This window comes from Streptomyces sp. P13-3-3, from assembly GCF_050571355.1.
Classification (GTDB): Bacteria; Actinomycetota; Actinomycetes; order Streptomycetales; family Streptomycetaceae; genus Streptomyces; species Streptomyces althioticus.
The window spans coordinates 845,645-865,496 of sequence record NZ_CP192228.1 but is presented as its reverse complement, the minus strand read 5'-3'; the positions used below and the strand labels follow the sequence as shown (position 1 = coordinate 865,496).

At 73.9% G+C, this 19,852-nt stretch carries 14 protein-coding genes; 12 read left to right on the top strand and 2 right to left on the bottom strand.

From position 1 onward, the window contains the following. Positions 1 to 327 precede the first annotated feature (327 nt). The 8 genes from ACQZOG_RS03955 (at position 328) to ACQZOG_RS03920 (ending at position 13,977) form a co-directional block, all read left to right on the top strand. Positions 328 to 1,752, top strand: coding sequence for an ABC transporter substrate-binding protein (locus ACQZOG_RS03955; RefSeq protein ID WP_351036544.1), 1,425 nt, complete (start codon positions 328 to 330; stop codon positions 1,750 to 1,752). Between the two features lie 6 nt (positions 1,753 to 1,758). Then, the gene (locus ACQZOG_RS03950; RefSeq protein WP_079031465.1) at positions 1,759 to 3,108 is read left to right on the top strand and encodes a carbohydrate ABC transporter permease; all 1,350 of its coding nucleotides are present in this window, start codon (positions 1,759 to 1,761) and stop codon (positions 3,106 to 3,108) included. Then, on the top strand, positions 3,105 to 4,019 hold the full coding sequence (locus tag ACQZOG_RS03945) for a carbohydrate ABC transporter permease (protein ID WP_033277544.1): 915 nt from the start codon (positions 3,105 to 3,107) through the stop codon (positions 4,017 to 4,019). Before ACQZOG_RS03950 ends, ACQZOG_RS03945 begins: the two co-directional genes overlap by 4 nt. A 147-nt stretch (positions 4,020 to 4,166) precedes the next feature. After that, positions 4,167 to 6,407 carry a bifunctional glycosyltransferase/CDP-glycerol:glycerophosphate glycerophosphotransferase gene (locus ACQZOG_RS03940; RefSeq protein WP_033277545.1) on the top strand — a complete coding sequence of 747 codons (2,241 nt, stop codon included), beginning with the start codon at positions 4,167 to 4,169 and terminating at the stop codon, positions 6,405 to 6,407. A 172-nt stretch (positions 6,408 to 6,579) separates the two neighbouring features. Next, on the top strand, positions 6,580 to 8,781 hold the full coding sequence (locus tag ACQZOG_RS03935; RefSeq protein WP_430741279.1) for a bifunctional glycosyltransferase/CDP-glycerol:glycerophosphate glycerophosphotransferase: 2,202 nt from the start codon (positions 6,580 to 6,582) through the stop codon (positions 8,779 to 8,781). Position 8,782: 1 nt separating this feature from the next. Further along, positions 8,783 to 10,999, top strand: a complete 2,217-nt coding sequence (locus ACQZOG_RS03930) for a bifunctional glycosyltransferase/CDP-glycerol:glycerophosphate glycerophosphotransferase (RefSeq protein ID WP_058916283.1) — start codon at positions 8,783 to 8,785, stop codon at positions 10,997 to 10,999. Next, the gene (locus ACQZOG_RS03925) at positions 10,996 to 12,261 is read left to right on the top strand and encodes a membrane protein (protein WP_033277547.1); all 1,266 of its coding nucleotides are present in this window, start codon (positions 10,996 to 10,998) and stop codon (positions 12,259 to 12,261) included. The genes ACQZOG_RS03930 and ACQZOG_RS03925 overlap by 4 nt, the downstream gene beginning before the upstream one ends. Before the next feature lie 96 nt (positions 12,262 to 12,357). After that, positions 12,358 to 13,977, top strand: coding sequence for a hypothetical protein (locus ACQZOG_RS03920; RefSeq protein WP_387758988.1), 1,620 nt, complete (start codon positions 12,358 to 12,360; stop codon positions 13,975 to 13,977). Here ACQZOG_RS03920 and ACQZOG_RS03915 read toward each other — a convergent pair. Beyond that, a complete protein-coding gene (locus ACQZOG_RS03915; RefSeq protein WP_033277549.1) occupies positions 13,926 to 14,339 on the bottom strand; it encodes an organic hydroperoxide resistance protein in 414 nt (137 codons plus the stop codon). The two genes, ACQZOG_RS03920 and ACQZOG_RS03915, sit on opposite strands and share 52 nt — an antisense overlap. A 125-nt stretch (positions 14,340 to 14,464) precedes the next feature. Between ACQZOG_RS03915 and ACQZOG_RS03910 the strand changes: the two genes are divergently transcribed. Continuing rightward, entirely contained in the window at positions 14,465 to 14,959 is a 495-nt protein-coding gene (locus ACQZOG_RS03910; protein WP_058916285.1) for a MarR family winged helix-turn-helix transcriptional regulator, read from the top strand. Between the two features lie 85 nt (positions 14,960 to 15,044). Then, positions 15,045 to 16,655 carry a glycosyltransferase family 2 protein gene (locus ACQZOG_RS03905; protein ID WP_430741278.1) on the top strand — a complete coding sequence of 537 codons (1,611 nt, stop codon included), beginning with the start codon at positions 15,045 to 15,047 and terminating at the stop codon, positions 16,653 to 16,655. Between the two features lie 644 nt (positions 16,656 to 17,299). On the opposite strand, the gene ACQZOG_RS03900 is transcribed toward ACQZOG_RS03905, so the two are convergent. After that, positions 17,300 to 17,935, bottom strand: a complete 636-nt coding sequence (locus ACQZOG_RS03900) for a TetR/AcrR family transcriptional regulator (protein WP_033277551.1) — start codon at positions 17,933 to 17,935, stop codon at positions 17,300 to 17,302. Positions 17,936 to 18,076: 141 nt separating this feature from the next. On the opposite strand from ACQZOG_RS03900, the gene ACQZOG_RS03895 reads away from it, so the two are divergent. Next, positions 18,077 to 19,006 (top strand): ABC transporter permease, encoded by a 930-nt coding sequence (locus tag ACQZOG_RS03895; RefSeq protein WP_058916287.1) that lies wholly within the window; start codon positions 18,077 to 18,079, stop codon positions 19,004 to 19,006. Next, a complete protein-coding gene (locus tag ACQZOG_RS03890) occupies positions 18,999 to 19,787 on the top strand; it encodes an ABC transporter ATP-binding protein (RefSeq protein WP_028959137.1) in 789 nt (262 codons plus the stop codon). Before ACQZOG_RS03895 ends, ACQZOG_RS03890 begins: the two co-directional genes overlap by 8 nt. Positions 19,788 to 19,852: the final 65 nt, after the last annotated feature.

Sequence of the window (19,852 nt, the reverse complement as noted above, 5' to 3'; positions counted from 1 at the left end):
AGGGGCGCGGGGAACTGCGCGATCAGCCACCCACCACCCGCACCCGGCGTCCACAGAGTGCCGCGGCACAGCACACAAGGCACCGAACCCCACTCACGGCGCCAGCCAGGCCCCGCCTGCGCCCACCCGTGCCACCCCAAGCAGCACGACTGCCCGCAGCCAAGCGGGGCGGCCGCCTATGTGACCCCTGGTCACGACGTGGTCACGATCGTCGAGTTGACACAGGACGCGCTCTTGCCACCCCCTCGCCCCAGGCGTAGACCAGACCGCACGGAACAGCGCTCGAACGTTCGGCCAAGTACGACGGAGTACGAGAACGGGGCAGTGATGCGCAGGACGAGCAGGAACTTCCGGATACGCGGGGCGGCCGGGCGGCACGGTCCGGTCCTCCCCTCCCGACGGGCCGTCAGGGCCGCCGCGGCACTCGCCGCAGGCGTGCTCGCGGTCTCCCTCACCGCCTGCGGAGGCGACGACGACGGCGACGGTGGCGGCGACGACAAGGGCAAGGCGTCCGGGGACACCGGAACCACCCTCACCCTGCCGAAGCTGGACGGCCAGACCCTGGAGGTCGCGGCCGTGTGGACCGGTGCGGAGCAGAAGAACTTCAAGCAGGTCCTCGCGGAGTTCGAGAAGCGCACCGGCGCCAAGGTGACCTTCGTCCCCGCCCAGGACCCGATCATCAACTTCCTCGGCTCGAAGATCGCGGGCGGCGCCCCGCCGGACGTGGCGATGCTGCCGCAGCCCGGCGCGATCAAGCAGGCCGTGGAGAAGAACTGGGCCAAGCCGCTCGGCCCGGAGGCCACCAAGGAGCTGGCGAAGAACTACTCGCAGGGCTGGCAGGACATCGGCAAGGTCGACGGCAAGCAGTACGGCGTCTACTACAAGGCCGCGAACAAGTCGCTGATCTGGTACAACGCCCAGGTCTTCGAGAACGCGGGCGCGTCCGAGCCGAAGACCTGGGACGAGCTGCTGAACACCGCGCAGATGGTCTACGACTCCGGCGTCACCCCGTTCTCCGTCGGCGGCGCCGACGGCTGGACCCTCACCGACTGGTTCGAGAACATCTACCTCTCGCAGGCGGGCCCGGAGAAGTACGACCAGCTCGCGAAGCACGAGATCAAGTGGACGGACCCGTCCGTCAAGGAGGCGCTGACCACCCTCGCCGAGGTCTGGGGCAAGAAGGACTACCTCGCGGGCGGCCCCAACGGCGCGCTGCAGACGGAGTTCCCGGCGTCCGTGACGCAGACCTTCACCGGCGGCGACCAGCCCAAGGCCGGCATGGTCTACGAGGGCGACTTCGTGCAGGTGAACATCGGCGAGACCAAGGCGAAGGTGGGCACCGACGCGAAGGTGTTCCCGTTCCCCTCGGTCGGCGACACCCCGCCCGTGGTGTCGGGCGGCGACGCGGCGGTGATCCTGGAGGACTCCGAGGCGGCGCAGGCCCTGGTGACGTTCCTCGCCTCCCCGGACGCGGCGGGCATCCAGGCGAAGCTCGGCGGCTACCTCTCGCCGAACAAGAACGTGCCGGAGTCGGCGTACCCGAACGAGGTCCAGCAGAAGATGGCCAAGGCGCTGATCGACGCCGGCGACGACTTCCGCTTCGACATGTCCGACCAGGCCCCGCAGGCCTTCGGCGGCACACCCGGCAAGGGTGAGTGGAAGGCGCTCCAGGACTTCCTGAAGAACCCGGCGGACGTGGCCGGCACCCAGGCGAAGCTGGAGGCCGACGCGGCCGCGGCGTACGGGAACTGACCGGGGATGGCGGCGGACACGGCGGCGGGGGCCGCGAAGACGGCCCCCGCCGCTCCCAGGTCGCGCAAGAGCGTCACCGGCACCCGCAGGACCGTGGCGGCGCTGTTCCTGCTGCCCGCCCTGGTGCTGCTCGGGGCGCTCGTGGTCTACCCGATCGGGTACTCGGTCATCCGCAGCTTCTACGACCAGTCCGGCGACTCCTTCGCCGGGTTCGACAACTACCAGGCGCTGTTCACCGACGACGGCATCCGCACCGCGCTGAAGAACAACATCGTCTGGGTGGTGTTCGCCCCGACGGTCGCGACCGCGCTCGGTCTGGTCTTCGCGGTGCTCACCGAACGGGTGCGCTGGGGCACGGCGTTCAAGCTGGTCGTCTTCATGCCGATGGCCATCTCCATGCTGGCGGCGGGCATCATCTTCCGTCTCGTCTACGACCAGGACCCCGACAAGGGCGTGGCGAACGCCGTGTGGGTGGGTGTGCACGACACCTTCGCCCAGTCCTCGGCGTTCCCGAAGGCGCATCCGGGCCGCGAGTCGCCGCTGGAGCCGGCCGGCGGGGGCGCGTTCGTCACCAAGGGCACGGTGAGCGCCGGGGACACGGTGACGCTGCCGCTGGTGGGGGTCGCCCCGGACGTGATGCCGGACGACGCGAAGCCGGCCGCGGCGCCCAAGCCGGAGGACGACCGGATCACCGGCTCCACCTGGCAGGACTTCACCCGCGGCAAGGGCGTCGGCACCCTCAACCAGGTGGACTCCTCCGAGCTGGGCTACGCCGGGATGCGGATCGAGGCGGTGAAGGACGGCGAGGTGGTGGAGACGGCCACGGCCGCCGCCGACGGCACGTTCTCCTTCTCGTCCAAGGCCGACGGGGCGCACCTGCGGCTGCCCGCGAGCAACTTCACGGAGCCGTACAACGGGCTCGACTGGCTCGGCCCCTCGCTGGTCACTCCGGCCATCATCGGCTCGTACATCTGGATGTGGGCCGGGTTCGCGATGGTGCTGATCGCGGCCGGGCTCGCGGGCATGCCCCGTGAGCTGCTGGAGGCCGCACGAGTGGACGGCGCCAACGAATGGCAGGTGTTCCGGCGGGTCACGGTGCCGCTGCTCGCACCGGTGCTCGCGGTGGTCACCGTCACCTTGATGATCAACGTCCTGAAGGTGTTCGACCTGGTGTTCATCATCGCGCCGGGCTCGTCGCAGGACGACGCCAACGTCCTCGCCCTGGAGCTGTACCGCAAGGGCTTCTCCGAGGACCAGCCGGGCGTCGCCAGCGCCATCGCGGTGTTCCTGCTGCTGCTGGTGATCCCGGTGATGTGGTTCAACGTACGGCGGCTGAGGCGGGAGGTGCGGCGATGAGCGCGGGCGCCGGAAGCGTCACCAAGGCGGGTGTGCGGCCCGCGGAGCCCGTCCGGGCGGAGCGGTCGCTGGGGTCCCGGCTCGCCGGATGGGTCAGCGGCGGGGCGGTCCGCGTCTTCCTGATCGTCGTCGGCCTGTTCTGGCTGGTGCCGACGATCGGGCTGCTGCTGGCCAGCCTGCGCTCGCCGGAGGACATGGCGGTGGACGGGTGGTGGACGGTGTTCACCGAGCCGTCCGAGCTGACCTTCGGCGCGTACCGGACCCTGCTGGAGAACGACGACATCACCGCCTCGCTGCTGAACACGGTGTACATCACCGTGCCGGCGACCGTGCTGGTGGTGGTGATCGGCGCGCTGGCCGGGTACGCCTTCGCGTGGATGGACTTCCCGGGCCGCGACTGGTGGTTCCTCGCCGTGGTGGGGCTGCTGGTGGTGCCGGTGCAGGTGGCGCTGATCCCGATCGCCGAACTCTTCGGCACGCTGGGCATCTTCGGCTCCCTGACCGGTGTGGTGGTGTTCCACGTCGGCTTCGGTCTGCCGTTCGCGGTGTTCCTGCTGCGGAACTTCTTCGCGGAGATCCCCAAGGAGCTGCTGGAGGCGGCCCGGCTGGACGGCGCGGGTGAACTGCGGCTCTTCGTGCGGGTGGTGATGCCGCTGGCCGGTCCGGCCGTCGCCGCGCTGGGCATCTTCCAGTTCCTGTGGGTGTGGAACGACATGCTGGTCGCGCTGATCTTCACCGACTCGGGGAGCCAGCCGATCACGGTCGCCCTGCAGACGCAGGTACGGCAGTTCGGGAACAACATCGACGTGCTGGCGCCGGGCGCGTTCATCTCGATGGTGGTGCCGCTGGTGGTGTTCTTCGCGTTCCAGCGGCAGTTCGTCTCCGGTGTGATGGCGGGCGCCGTCAAATAGGCACATCGCATGCGCAGTTGAGGGGCGGACCGGCCGAGGTCCGCCCCTTCGTGCGACGTGATTCCCCCGGATGCCGCAGGCGGCGTAACCAAGGCGGGCCAACGGGCGTTGCCGGGCAGAACGCCCGCGCCGACCGTTGGATGCCCCTTGCCCAGGTTCAGTGTCATTGTCCCCGCGTACCAGGTTCAGGCGTATCTGCGCGAGTGCCTGGAGTCGGTGCTGACCCAGTCGTACCCGGACCTCGAACTGATCGCCGTGGACGACTGCTCGCCCGACGCCTGCGGTGCGGTGATCGACGAGTTCGCGGCCCGCGACCCGCGGGTGCGGCCGGTGCACCTGCCGGCCAACGTCGGCCTGGGCCCGGCCCGCAACGCCGGCATGGCCCGCGCGACCGGCGACTACCTGGTGTTCCTGGACGGCGACGACACCCTCACCCCGGACGCGCTGCTCGCCGTCGCCGACCGGCTGAAGGAGACCGGCGACCCGGACGTCCTGGTCTACGACTACGCCCGCGCCTACTGGACCGGCGAGACCGTCCGCAACCAGGTCGCCGCCCAGCTCGCCGAGCACGGCCCGGCACCGTTCACCCTCGCCGACCGGCCGGGGCTGCTCAGCCTGCTCGCGGTGGCGTGGAACAAGGCGTACCGGCGGGAGTTCGTCGAGCGGGAGGGCTTCACCTTCCCGCCCGGCTACTACGAGGACACCCCGTGGACGTACCCGGTGCTGATGACGGCGGGGACGGTCGCCACGCTCGACCGGGTGTGCGTGCACTACCGGCAGCGGCGCGCCGGCGGCATCCTGCACACCACCAGCGAGCGCCACTTCGAGGTGTTCGGCCAGTACGACCGGGTCTTCGCCCACCTCGACGCGCACCCCGACCTGGAGCGCTGGCGGCCGGTGCTGTTCCGCCGCATGGTCGACCACCTGCTCACCGTGTACACCCGCCCGGACCGGCTGCCGCGCGGCTCGCGCGCCGCCTTCCTGCGCCGGGCCCGCGAGCAGTACCGGCGCCACCGCACGCCCGGCGCACCCGTCCCCGCCCGCGCCCGGGTGCGGCACGCGCTGGTCCGGTTCGGGCTGCACCGCACCTACCGCGTCCTGCGGCTCGCCGCCTCCCTCGGCCGCCGCGCGGGCCGGGTGCGCCGCCGCGCGCTGCGCGGTCTGCGGCGCGCCCTGCTGCGCTCCCACTACCGCGTCCAGCGGCTGCTCCCGCTGGACTCCGGCCGCGTCCTGTTCACCGTCGAGGGCGACGGCGGCTACGGCGGCGACCCGGCCGCCCTGGAGTCCGCGGTCCGCGACCACGCCCCGCGCGTCCGCACCGCCTGGGCGACCCGGCCCGAACTGCACCACACCCTGCCCACCGCCACCCGGCGTCTGGTGCCCGGCACCGCCGCCCATCTGACCGCGCTCGCCCGCAGCGCGTACGTGGTGACCGACCGCGCGCTGGTGCCGGGGCTGGTCAAGCGCAAGGGGCAGATCCTGGTGCACACCCCGCCCGGCACCCCGCTGGCGTACGCGGGGCTCGACCTCCAGGACCGTCCGGCGGCGGCCAGGGACACGGACTTCGCGCGGCTGCTCGAGGGCGTCGACCAGTGGGACCACGTGGTCACCGGCGACCGGCACTCCACGCTGACGTACGAGCGGGTGCTGCCCGGCCGCTACCGCACGCTGGAGTACGGCAGGCCGCGCGCGGACCGCTTCCACACGGCGACCCCGCAGGACGTGGCCGTGCTGCGGGACTCCCTGGGCGTCCCCGCGGGAGCGGTGGCGATCCTGTACGCGCCGGCGCCCCGCGACTACCGCCGCACCCCGGTGCGCACCCTCGACCTGGAGCGTGTGGTGCGCCGCCTCGGCCCCCGGTTCGTCATCCTCTCCCGCACGGTGCGCCCCGACGGCGAGCCGCTCGAGGCGGCCTCCGACCGGGTGGTGGACGTGAGCGCCCACCCGGACGTGATGGCGCTCTGTCTGGCCTCGGACGCCCTGGTCACCGACTTCTCCCCGCTGATGTGCGACTACGCGGGCCTGGACCGCCCGATCGTGCTGCACGCCGAGGACCGGGAGGCGTACGCGGCGGCCCGCGGACTCTACGTCGACCCGTGGACCGTCCCGCCCGGCGCGGTCGCGGACAGCGAGGACGAGCTGATCGAGATCTTCGCCGGGGGACGCTGGTGCGGACCGCGCGCGACCCGGCTGCGGGCGGCGTTCCGTGACCGTTTCTGCCCGCACGACGACGGCCGTGCGGCGGAGCGGGTGGTGCGCACGGTGCTGCTCGGGGAGTTCGCCGAGCCGTTGGCGGTCCCGCCGGCGCGGCGGCGCCCGGTGCCGGCGGCCGCCGCCGCGCCGGAGACGCCCGTGGTGTCGCTTCCGCCGCAGCCGGCCGTCTTCTGACCGTCACCCACCCCGTCCGCCCGTCGTTGCCCCCATTGGGAGTACGCATGTCCCCCGGCTCGTCACGGCCCGCCCCGGCCCGGCCGCCCGCGCGGCGTCCGACGGGGCGGCCCGGGCGGCGGCCCGCCCGCTGAGCGGCCGCCGTCACACCCTCGTCAACGGAAAGAGCAGAATGCCCCGCTTCAGCATCATCGTCCCGTCCCATGGGGTCGCAGGTCGGCTGGGCCAGGCGCTGGACTCGGTCCTCGCCCAGTCGTTCGGAGACTTCGAGCTGATCCCGGTCTGCGACGCGGCCGGGTCACCGGCGGCCGGTGTCGCCGCCGGGCACGCCGAGCGGGACTCCCGGGTGGCGCCCGTCCACGCGCCGCCGTCCGAGGGGCTGGCGGGTGCGCGCAACGCGGGCGTGCGGGCGGCGACCGGGACGTACCTGCTGTTCCTCGACGGGGACGACGTGCTGGTGCCGGGCGCGCTCGCGGCGCTGGACGCACGGCTGGCGGAGACCGGCCCGGTGGACGTGCTGCCGTGCGAGCACGAGCGCGTCCCGTGGTGGGAGGGCGAGCCCACGCGCCCCGCCGCGCCGCTGCTGGAGCACGCCCCGGGCGGCGCCTTCGCCCCGGCCCGCGCCCCGCGGCTCACCGGGGTGGGACTGCCCGCGTGGAGCGCGGCCTGGCGGCGCGCCTTCGTCGCCGAGCACGAACTGGCCTTTCCGCCCGGGTGGTTCACCGACGTCGGCTGGTGCGGGCGGGCGCTGCTGCGGGCGGAGCGGGTGGCGGTGTCGCGCCGGGTGCTGGTGCGGCACCGGGCGCGCCGCCAGGGCGACCGGCTGCGGCTGCCGGGGGCGCACCACCACGATCTGCTGGACCAGACGGAGCGGGTGCTCGACGAGGCCTCCGGTCTCGGACTGCCGGCCGAGCGGTCGGGACCGCTGTTCGAGCAGCTCTTCGCGGCCGTGCTGAAGACCGCCGCGCATCCCCGCCGGCTGCCGTCCGGGCGGCGGGAGTTCTTCCGGCGGGCGAGCGCCCTGTACCGCGGGCACCGGCCCGCCGGGTTCCGGCCGCCGGGCGGCAGCCTGGGCGTGCAGCACCGGCTGCTGGCGGCCGGGTCGTACGAGGCGTTCGCCGCGCTGCGTGACACCCGGCGCGCGGCCGGGCGGGCGGCGGGCGCGCTGCCCCGTCCGCGCGGTCTGCGCACCCGGCTGCACTACGGCCTCCAGCTGCGCCGCCCGCTCGACCCGGACCTCGCGGTGTACTGCGCGTACTGGGGCCGCGGCTACGCCTGCAACCCGGCCGCGATCCACGCCAAGGCCCGCGAACTCGCCCCGCACATCCGGGGGGTGTTCCTGGTGGAGGCCGACCAGGCGCACACCGTGCCGGACGGCGTGGAGTACGCGGTGCTCGGCAGTCACCGCGCCTGGGAGCTGCTGGCCCGCGCCACGTACCTGGTGAACAACGCCAACTTCGCGGAGGGCGTGGTGAAACGCCCCGGCAGCGTGCACCTCCAGACGCAGCACGGCACCCCGCTGAAGACGATGGGCGTGGACCAGTCGACGTATCCGGTGGTGGCGGCCGCCACCGGCAGCTTCACCAAGCTGCTGGGGCGGGTGGACCGCTGGGACTTCAACCTGTCCTCCAACCCGCACTCCACCCGCGTCTGGGAGCGCGCCTTCCCCGGCTCGTACGAGCATCTGGAGTACGGCTATCCGCGCAACGACGTGTACGTGACGGCCGGCGCCGACGACGTGGCCCGCATCCGCGCCGAGCTGGGGGTCCCGGAGGGCGCGCGGGCCGTGCTGTACGCGCCGACGCACCGCGACCACCACACGGGGTTCGAGCCGGGGCTCGACCTGGAGGCGTTCTGCGAGGCGGCCGGCGAGGACGTGGTGGTGCTGCTGCGCGCGCACTACTTCTACGACCGGGGCGGGCGCGGACGGAGCGGCCGGATCATCGACGTCACCGCGCACCGCTCCTCGGAGGACGTGTGCCTCGCGGCGGACGCCCTGGTCACGGACTACTCGTCGATCATGTTCGACTACGCCAACCTGGACCGCCCGATCGTGGTGTACGCCGACGACTGGGAGTTGTACCGGGAGACGCGGGGCGTCTGCTTCGACCTGACGGCCGCCCCGCCGGGCCGGGTCGCCCGCACGCCCGGGGAGCTGGCCCGGGTGTTCCGCGACGGTTCGTACGCGGACGACGAGGCGGCGGCGCTGCGGGCCGCGTTCCGGGAGCGGTTCTGCCCGTTCGACGACGGCCGGGCCGCGGAGCGGGTGGTGCGCCGGGTGCTGCTCGGCGAGCCGCCCGAGGCCCTGCCGCCCGTGATCCCGCTCGCGGAGCGTGTCCCCGCCCCCGCGGCCGCCAACCTGGTGAGGAGCTGACGTGCCCCGCTTCAGCGTCATCGTCCCCGTGTACGAGGTGCAGGCGTATCTGCACGCCTGTCTCGACTCGGTGCTCGGGCAGTCCTACCGCGACCTCGAGCTGATCGCCGTCGACGACCGCTCCCCCGACGGCTGCGGGGCGATCCTCGACGACTATGCGGCCCGCGACGACCGGGTGCGGGTGCTGCACCTGGAGGAGAACGTGGGCCTCGGCCGGGCCCGCAACGCCGGCATGCCGCACGCGACCGGCGACTACCTGCTCTTCCTCGACAGCGACGACACCCTCACCCCGGGCGCGCTGCGCGCCCTCGCGGACCGGCTCGACGAGACCGGCGACCCGGACGTGCTGGTCTTCGACTACGCCCGCACCTACTGGTGGGGCGGCACCCGCCGCAACGTCCTCGCCCATGTGCTGGCCGAGGCCTCCGCGAGCACCTTCACGGCGGCCGAGCGGCCGGAGATCCTCGACCTGCTGATGGTGGTGTGGAACAAGGTCTACCGGCGTGACTTCGTCGAGCGGGAGGGCTTCACCTTCCCGCCCGGCTACTACGAGGACACGCCCTGGACGTTCCCGGTGCTGCTCAGCGCGGAGCGCATCGCCACCCTGGACCGGATCTGCCTGTACTACCGGCAGCGCCGCCAGGGGAACATCCTGTCCACGACCAGCCGCAAGCACTTCGACGCGCACGAGCAGTACGCGCGGGTGTTCCGGTTCGTCGACGCGCGCCCGGCGCTGGCGCACTGGCGGCCGTTCCTGCACGCCAAGATGGGCGAGCACTGTCTCGACATCCTGTCCAAGCCGGACCGGCTGCCGCCGTCGGACCGGGCCGAGTTCTTCCGCCGCACCGCCGAGATGTTCCACGCGCACCGCCCGCCGGACGGGCGGGTCCCCGCGGAACTGCGCGTGTTGGAGGGCTCGTACGCCGGGTACGTGCTGCGCCGCCGGGCCACGCGGACCGGCCGGGACCTGCAGCGGCGGGCCCGGCAGGCGCGTACGGCGACGGCGGCGCGGGCGGTGCGCGCCCGGTCGCTGCTGCGCCGCCCGCTGGACCCGCACCTCGCCGTGTACTCGGCGTTCTCGCACCGCGGGATGCTCGGCGACCCGGCGGCCGTCTACCGCGCCGCCCGCGAACTCGCCCCGCACATCCGGGGCGTGTGGGTGGTCGCCGACGAGGAGCGGGCCGCGTCCCTGCCGCCGGGCACCCCGTTCGTGCTGCCGGACACGGCGGAGTACCGCCGGGTGACCGAGCGGGCCACGTACTTCGTCAACAACGTCAACTGGGCGGGCACGCTGGTGAAGCGGCCGGGCAGCGTGCACGTCCACACCCACCACGGCACCCCGCTGAAGTACGCGGGCGCCGATCTGCTGGAGAAGCCCGGCGCGCGGCTGCACTTCGACGTGCCGCAGATGCTGCGCCGGGCCGACCGCTGGGACCACAGCCTGGTCGCCAACCGCCATTCCGAGCTGGTGTGGGAGCGGGCCTTCCCCTGCCACTTCACCTCGCTGCGGTCGGGCTCCCCGCGCAACGACGTGCTGGTGCGCGGGGACGAGGAGCGCGCCCGGGCGACCCGGGAGCGGCTGGGGATCCCGGAGGGCGACACGGTGGTGCTGTACGCGCCGACCCGCAGGGACTACCGCAGGGACGGTCTGGTGGAGCGGATCGACCTGGCCCGGTTCGCCGCCGACCTGGGCGAGGGCCGCACCCTGGTGGTCCGGCTGCACCCCACGCTCGCCGACGGGCCGGCCCGCGGACTCGGCCTGTCGGAGCTGCACCGGCGGGGCGTGCTGGTGGACGCCACCGACGAGCCGGAGGTGCAGGACGTGCTGCTCGCGGCGGACGTCCTGGTCACCGACTACTCGTCCGTGATGTTCGACTACGCCCTGCTGGACCGGCCGGTCGTGGTGCACGCCGACGACTGGGACGCCTTCCGCGCGAGCCGGGGCGCGTACCTGGACGTCACGGCCGGGCCGCCGGGCCATGTGACGCGTTCCTACCGGGAGCTGGCGTGGCTGTTCGCGTCGGGCACCTGGGCGGACGAGGAGTCGGCGCGGCTGCGGGCGGCGTTCCGGGAGCGGTTCTGCGAGTACGACGACGGGCGGGCCGCCGAGCGGGTGGTGCGCGCCGTGATGCTGGGCGAGCCGCTGCCGGAGCCCTCCGGCGACCCCGGCCTGCTGCCCGCGCAGACCGCCGGCCGCGACCTGCTGACCCCGTCGTGAGGCCGCGCACCTGGGTGCTGCTGCTGGCCGCCCTGTTCGCGCTGATGCAGCTGGCCACCGTGGAGGGCCGCGACACTCCCGACAGCAAGAACTACGTGTCGTACGCGCTGAGTCTGACCGGCGCGGACAAGCGGGAGGCGGCGGCCGCCACCATCGACCACTACTGCGCGGGGAAGGCGGCGATGGCGCACCGCGCGCAGCTCGTGGACGTGGTGCGCTTCCACGCCCCGGACCCCGCGCCCCGGGTGCTCCAGGAATGCCGGGAGCAGGAGTGGCGGCAGGTGGAGGCGCGCCTCGCGGCCGGGGACACCGCCGGGCACACGGTGCCGTTCATGCCGGAGCGGTTCATGCGGATCTTCGAGGTGCGGCCCGGGTATCCGCTGGTCCTGGCGCCGTTCGTCGCGCTGCTCGGGGTGACGTGGGGGGTGTGGACGGCGGGCGTGCTGATCACCTGTGCGGGCGGGGTGTTCGCGTACCTGGTGCTGCGCACGCTGGCGGCCCCGGTGCCGCTCGCGCTCACCGGGATGGCGCTGTACCTGGTCCTGCCGTGCGGGACGACGGCGATGCGCCCGATGACCGAGGGCCTGATGCTGGCGCTCACCCTGGCCGCGTTGTGGGGCTGCGCCCTGGTGCTGGGCGGGACGAGGCCCCGGGCGGGGCTCGCGCTCGTCGCGGGCGCCCTGTTCGCGCTGTTCACCGTGAAGCACTCGCAGGCGCTGTTCCTCGGGGCGTGTCTGGCGGCGGCGGGCGTGGCGGTCGCGGCACGGCGGCGGTGGCGCGGGATGCCGGCGGGGCGCGGTCCCGTCGCGCTGGCCGCGGTGGGGTGCGCGGGGGTGCTGGGCACGGTGCTGGTGTCCCGGCTGCTGGGCCACCCGTCGGTGTCGGACAGCGTGCAGGACCTGCTCACCGGCCACTTCGCCCGGCCGGACCGGGAGCGGCCGTGGGCGGAGTTCTTCCAGCTCCAGGGGAACTTCTGGATGGAGTGGGCGCGGCGGCAGCTGTGGGAGCCGTTCTTCGTGGCGGCGCTGGCGGCGGGCGTGCTGGGAGCCTTGCGGCGGCCGGCGTTCGGGGCCTTCCTGGCCGCGGCGGCCTGCACGGGGTTCCTCAACCAGGCGGGGCACCCGGACATCAACATCTGGGGCGACCGGCTGATCACGCTGGCCTGGCTGCTGCCGGTGCTGGGGGTGCCGCTGCTGCTGGAGCCGGTGCTGCGGCGGGCCGTGGTGCCCGCGCAGGGGGCGCCGGTGGAGCCGGTGGGCTGACCGGGTGTCACCCGAAGCGGTGACGGCTGGTCAGAACCGGGCCGCTCACGGGAACATTGGGCAAATGCCTCGAATGCCCCTTTCTCTTCGCATCCGATGAGCGCCGGCGTCCTCGTCCGGCGCCGCACGGTGGACGGCGCCACGGCGCTGCGCGGCGGCGGGTCCTGGCGCCCGTCGCCGTACCAGTGCGCCGGCTTCCTGTTCTTCCTGGTGATGACCCTGGCGTTCTGGCGGGTGCCGCTGTGCTGCGACGCCGGTCAGCACGCGGCGGTCGTGGAGCGCCTCAAGGCCGATCTCCTGCGCCCCCGGCACCCGATGGCGGACCTGCCCGGCGCGGGCAGCCCTTACTACTCGCCGTACGCCGTGGCGCAGGGCGCGTTCGCCCGGCTGACCGGGCTCGGGGGCTGGGAGGTGCTGCGGCTGACCGGGCCGCTGAACCTGCTGGTGCTGCTCACCGGGCTCGGCCGCTTCGTGCGGGTGCTGACCCCGCGCCCCTGGGCGCCGGTGCTGGCGCTCGCCGCGACGGCCCTGCTGTGGGGTGTGGAGCGCGCCTGGTGGAGCGGCTACCTCAACCTGATGTCTATGACGGGCAACCTGCCCTACCCGTCGGCGTTCGCGATCGGGCTGGCCTTCTGGGCGTGGGCGCTGACCGGCGCGCGGGCCCGGGACACCGGGGGTGTGCGCTATCTGGGGCCGGGCGGTCTGCGCCCGCTGTCCGGGTACGCGGGCCTGGGTCTGCTGTACGGGCTGATCCTGCTGGTGCACCCGATCACCGCGGTCGCGGCGGCGCTGGGGGCGCTGGCACTGGTCGCCGGGTGGCAGCGACGGTGGTCGGCGGCGCTGGCCGGACGCTGGGCGCTGACCGGCGCCGTGGCTCTGGCGACGGCGGCCTGCTGGCCGTACTTCGACGTGTTCGCGCTGGCCGGGGACTCCAGTGTGGACGCGATGCACCGGCGGCTGTACCTGGACCTGCCCGGGCAGTTCGGGCTGGCGCTGCTGGGGCTTCCGGCCCTGTGGCTGCGGGCGCGGCGCTCACGGCGGGACCCGCTGGTGCTGATGTTCGCCCTGGACTGCGCGGTCGTGGCGTACGGCTGGGTGAGCGGCCACTACACCTACGGGCGCGCCCTGGGGCTGACGCTGCTGCCGCTGCAGCTCGCACTGGCGGTGGAACTGGCGGCGCCCCGCCCGTGGCCGGTGTGGCGGCGGCTGCTGGGCGGGGCCGCGGCGGCGGGGGCCCTCGCCGGGCTGCTCACCGTGCACGCGGGGGCGCTGGTGCCGCCCGCGGCGGACCCGGTCGGCTTCCGGCAGCCCCCGGACTGGCCGTCGTACGACTGGGCCGCGCGGCACGTCGCGCCCGGGGAGGTGGTGATCACCGACGGCTACTACGCCGTCCACGCGATCGCCGGGTACGGGCCCAACCTCGCCGCACCCGCCTGGCCGGACGCCTCGCTGGACGAACGGGAGCGGCTGCGGCGGGTGGCCGATGTGCGCGCGTACCTGGATCCCGCCTCGACCCGCGCCCTGCGGGACACGGTGGTCCGCCGCTACGGGGTGCGCTGGCTGCTCCTCACCAAGTACCAGCGGGTGCCCGAGGAGGCCGTGGTGGTGGCGTGGAGCCGGCGCACCGGCGAGGTGCTGGCGCGGGTCGGGGGCGAGCGGCGGGACTACTCGACGACGATCTCGACGGGGATGTTGCCGCGGGTGGCGTTGGAGTAGGGGCAGACCTGGTGGGCCTGCTCGACCAGCTTGCGGCCGGTCTCCTCGTCGAGGCCGTCGGGCAGCTCGACGCGGAGCGTCACGGCGAGCGCGAAGCCCTCGCCCTGCTTGCCGATGCCGACCTCGGCGGTCACGGCGGCCTCGCTGACGTCCACCTTCGCGGCGCGGCCGACGGCGCCGAGGGCGCTGCCGAAGCAGGCCGCGTAGCCGGCGGCGAAGAGCTGCTCGGGGTTGGTGCCCTTGCCGTCGCCGCCCAGCTCCTTGGGGGCGCTCAGGCCGAGGTCCAGCTTGCCGTCGGAGGTGACGGCGCGGCCTTCGCGACCGTGGGTGGCGGTGGCGACTGCGGTGTAGAGCGCGTCCATGGGGACACCTTTCCTTTCGGCGGGTGACCGGCCGGTTCCAGGGGACCCGGCCTCCGTGCGCTCAAGTAGAGCACACAATTAAATTGGACACAACCAAATGGCTCGCGCAGCGCTACCCTGGACGCATGACAGCGACACCCGGCCCCATCCCGGCGACGGACGCGCCGGCCGTGACGGACGACTGGCTCCGTCTCGACCAGCAGATCTGCTTCAGCCTCAACTCCGCCGTCCGCGCCTTCAACGGCGTCTACCGGGTGGTGCTGAAGGATCTCGGCCTCACCTACCCGCAGTACCTGGTCATGCTGGTCCTGTGGGAGGACGGCACGGTGCCGGTGAAGCGGCTGGGCGAGCGCCTGCGGCTGGACTCCGGCACGCTGTCCCCGCTGCTCAAGCGGCTGGAGACGGCCGGTCTGGTGCACCGCGAGCGCAGCGCGCGCGACGAGCGGTCCGTGGAGGTGCGGCTCACCGAGGAGGGCGCCGCGCTGCGCGAGCAGGCCGTGCGGGTGCCGCGCCGGATCTCCGCCGCCACCGGGCTGCGGGTCGAGGAGATGCGCGCGCTGAGCGCCACCCTCGCCGACCTCACCGCCGCCCTGGACAAGGCGGCCGCCGAAGGGGCCTGACGCCCGCCGGGACCGTCCCGGGGTGCGGGACGGCACACTCCGGGCGAGCGTGGAGTGAACCTCCGCAGCGCGCCCCGAGGATGCCATGCACCCCGACCCCTCCCCGGCCGACGCCGGCGCCGTCTCGGTCGTCGTCATAGGCCACGACGACGCCGCCCACGTGGCCGACGCGGTGCGTTCCGCGCTCGGGCAGGGGCCCGCCGTGCGGGAGGTCGTCGCCGTGGACGACTGCTCCACGGACGGCAGCGCGGAACTGCTGGAGCGGCTGGCCGCCGCCGAGCCCCGGCTGCGGGTGGTCGGGCTGCCCGTCAACAGCGGTGGCTGCGGCACCCCGCGCAACACCGGCCTGGACGCGGCGGCCGCCCCGTACGTGATGTTCCTGGACAGCGACGACGTACTGCCGCCCGGCGCCGTGTACGCGCTCCTCGCCGCCGCACGGGAGACGGAAGCACAGGTCACGGGGGGCCTGTGCGTGCGCCGTGAGCTGCCCTCGGGCCGCGAGGTGCCGTGGGAGCCCGCCCTGTACGCCTCCCCCGCCGTCGTCGCGCGCCCGGCCGACCGCCCACGCCTGGTCCGCGACACCCTCAGCGTCAACAAGCTGTACGCGACGGATTTCCTGCGTGCCCACGGCATCCGGTTCCCCGACGGCCGCTTCCCCTACGAGGACATGGTCTTCACCGCGCGGGTGTGGGCCGCCGCCCCGCGCGTCGCCCTGGTCCCGGACCGGGTGTACGTCTGGCACGTGCGCCGCGCCGCGCCCCGGCTGTCGATCTCGCTGGACCGCACGGGCGTCGACAACTGGCGCGCCCGCACCCACGCCTGCCGCACCGCCCACACGATCCTGCTGGACGCCGGGGGGAAGGGGCTGGCGCGCGCCGTCCGGGCCAAGTTCCTCGACCACGACCTGCGCATGTACGTCCGCGAGCTGCCGCTGCACGACGAGGCGTACCGCCGTGCGTGGTGGGCGCACACCCGCGCCCACCTCGCCGAGTACGACGCCGCCGACCGCTCGGGCGACCCGGCCGCGCCGGGCATGCTGCTCGCGCGGGTGCTGCTGGCCTCGCCCGAGCCGCGCGACCTGCCGCGCCTGCGCGAGCTGGCCGCCCGCCCGTCCCGGCTGTGCCCGCCTTACGCCCGGACGGCCGACGGCACGCCCTGCTGGTCGGAGGAGCTGCCCGAGGTCACTCTGGAGACCCTGCCGGAGCGCCCGGTCCGCCTGCTGCCGCTCGCCGTGGACGCCGAGCTGCGCGCCCGCACCCGCCTGCTGCGGCTGCGCCTGCACGAGCTGTACGGCGCGGTCGGGCGGGCCGGTCCCGTGGACGCGGAGGTGGAGTGGCGCCACCGGGACCGTGCGGGTCTGGTCTTGCGCCGCACGGTGCCGCTACGGCCGGCCGCCGACGGCGCCTGGACCGCCGCGACGCCCGTCCCGCTGGAACGGCTGGCGGCCCTCGGCACGGGCGCGTGGGACCTGCGGCTGCGGCTGCGCTTCCGCGACGGCGCGACCCGCACGGTCTCGGCCCACGCCCTCACGGGCCCGGGCCTGCTGCGCCCCCGGGCGACCCCGAGCCCCCACCACGGCCTGATCCTGGTCCGCCCCTACGCGACCCACGGAGGAGCGCTGGCCCTCCGGGTGGCGGCGGGACCACAGGACGCCCGCCGCCTACTGACGGGCCGCCTGCGACGGTGGCTGCCCTGAGCAGCTGCACGTACCCGCGCCTGCGGTCCCTTGGGGGCGCGGCGCGCCGACCGGACACCGGCCCGACGCCGGCGCTGACCATCGCCCTCGCGCGAGCCGACAGCGCCTCGACTGCTCCCCCCCACCCACGGGAACGCACCGCCCTGCGGATCGGGACGAACGCACGAGCCGGACCGGCCCCAGCGCCGACAGCCGACCTGACACGAGCCCACACCGCCCGGCCGCTCCACCCCCACCCACGGAAAGCCACCGCCCTGCGGATCGGGACGGGCGCACGAGCGGGTACCGACCGACCCCGGCGCCACGGCCGACCTGGCGCGAGCCGACAGCGCCTCGGCTGCTCCACCCCCGCCTACGGGAACGCACCGCCCTGCGCGTCGGGACGGGCGCGCGAACCTCCACCCCCGACACGGGCCCGCCCGTCTCCCCCAGCGCCCGCGCCGTCCCGAGCCGCCGCGGCCTGGTCCTGGGCCGCTCCTGCCCCCGAGGCGCCCCGGCCCTGCAGATCGCGGCGTGCGCGCGGGGACACAGGCCGGGAGGCCTGCCGGAGGGCCGCACCGGCGGCGGCGTGACACCTCCAGGGACACACCGGCCCTGGAGGGCGCGATAGCGGCACAGATCGTCACCCCCGCGCGCCCCGTGGCTCAGAGCGCCCTGAGCGCCTGGGCCGTCGCGCGGGTCAGGCCGTCCAGGTAGCCCTTCGGCAGCTTCGGGCTGCGGATCACCACCGAGCGCCAGTACAGGGGCCCGGAGATCAGGTCGAGGGCCAGGGTGTGGTCGACGCCGGCGCCGATCTCGCCCCGCTCCTGGGCCGCCGTGACGATGCCCCTGGCGACCCCGTCCTGGCCCTCCCGCAGGGCCTTCTGCACGGCCTCGGCGATCTCGGGGTTGCGGGCGGCCTCGGCCTGGAGGTCGGGGAGGATCTGCGAGGCGACGGGATGCCGCAGGGCGCGCGAGGTGACCTCGTAGAGCAGGCGCAGGTCGCCCTCCAGGGAGCCGGTGTCCGGCGCGGGCAGGCCCTGGACGGCGAGCGCGGAGACCACGTCGAGGACGACGTGCAGCTTGGAGCGCCAGCGACGGTAGACCGCGGTCTTGCCGACGCCGGCACGGCGCGCGATGCCCTCGATCGACATGCGGGCGTAGCCGACGGCGGCGAGCTCCTCGAAGACGGCCGTCCGGATGGCCTCGGTGACGTCCTCGCGCAGGACGGCGGCCCCGGCGGGAGCCCGGCGGCGCGGACGTGGCTCGGGCGCGTCGGCGTTCGTCATGCGCTCCAGCATAGGCCGCCCGCGTAGCGACGATACGGTTGCGTTCCGACGCGCATTCGACCTACGCTCGTCGACGCGACGATACGGTCCCGTTCCGACGTCAAGGACCGGAGCGACCGTCACCCCACCCCCCTCCTAGCGAAAGCAGCGGATGTGAGTCAGGCACTCGACACACCGCCCGCCGCGTCGGCGCGCCCGGAACCGCCCGAGACCGACCTCGCGGCCCTCGCCGCCCGGCACGGTCTCACGGTCAGCGGCGCCCGCCCGTCCCTCGGCGCGTACGTCCGTCAGCTGTGGGGGCGGCGGCACTTCATCCTGGCGTTCTCGCAGGCCAAGCTGACGGCCCAGTACAGCAAGGCGAAGCTGGGCCAGCTGTGGCAGGTGGCGACGCCGCTGCTGAACGCGGCCGTGTACTTCTTCATCTTCGGCCTGCTGCTCGGCGCCCGGCGCGGCATACCGAGCGACGTCTACGTGCCGTTCCTCGTGACGGGCGTCTTCGTCTTCACCTTCACGCAGAGCTCCGTCCTCGCGGGCGTGCGGGCGATCTCCGGCAACCTCGGACTGGTGCGCGCGCTGCACTTCCCGCGGGCGTCGCTGCCGATCTCGTTCGCGCTCCAGCAGCTCCAGCAGCTGCTGTTCTCGATGATCGTCCTGGTCGTCGTCATGATCGGGTTCCGCAGCTACCCGGACGCCTCCTGGCTGCTGGTGATCCCCGCGCTGACGCTGCAGTTCGTGTTCAACACCGGCCTCGCGCTGATCTTCGCGCGGATGGGCAGCAAGACCCCCGACCTGGCGCAGCTCATGCCGTTCGTGCTGCGGACCTGGATGTACGCGTCCGGCGTGATGTTCTCCATCCCCGCGATGCTGGAGGACAAGAACGTCCCCGCCTGGCTGGCGGACGTCCTGCAGTGGAACCCGGCGGCGATCTACATGGACCTGGTGCGGTTCGCGCTGATCGACAAGTACGACTCGTCCTACCTGCCGCCGCACGTGTGGGCGTTCGCGCTGGGCTGGGCGGTGCTCGCCGGCGTGGTCGGCTTCGTCTACTTCTGGAAGGCAGAGGAGAGGTACGGCCGTGGCTGACACCCCCCAGGACAGGAGGCCCACGGTCGTCGCCGACGGCGTCGACGTGGTCTACCGGGTCAACGGCACCGGTGCCGGACGCGGCACCGCGACCGCCGCGCTCAACCGCATGCTCCGCCGCAAGGAGACCGAGAAGGCGTCCGGCGTGCGCCGGGTGCACGCCGTGCGGAACGTGTCCTTCGTGGCGTACCGCGGCGAGGCGATCGGCCTGATCGGCACCAACGGCTCCGGCAAGTCCACCCTGCTCAAGGCCGTCGCCGGACTGCTGCCGGTGGAGAACGGCAACATCTACACCGACGGCCAGCCGTCCCTGCTCGGCGTCAACGCGGCCCTGATGGCCGACCTCACCGGCGAGCGCAACGTGATGCTCGGCGGCCTCGCGATGGGCATGTCCCGCGAGGAGGTGAAGGCGCGTTACCAGGACATCGTCGACTTCTCCGGGATCAACGAGAAGGGCGACTTCATCACCCTGCCGATGCGCACCTACTCCTCCGGCATGGCCGCCCGCCTGCGCTTCTCCATTGCCGCCGCCAAGGACCACGACGTGCTCCTCGTCGACGAGGCCCTCGCGACCGGCGACCGCTCCTTCCAGAAGCGCTCCGAGGCCCGCATCCGCGAGCTGCGCAAGCACGCCGGCACGGTGTTCCTGGTCAGCCACAACAACAAGTCGATCCGCGACACCTGCGACCGGGTGCTGTGGCTGGAGCGCGGCGAGCTGCGCATGGACGGGCCGACGGACGAGGTGCTCCGCGAGTACGAGAAGTTCACGGGCGCCCGCTAGCAGATCCGGCGCGGGCCCGGCGAGCGCCGTTCGGGTGGACCTCGCGCGGACCGATTCGCCCTGTT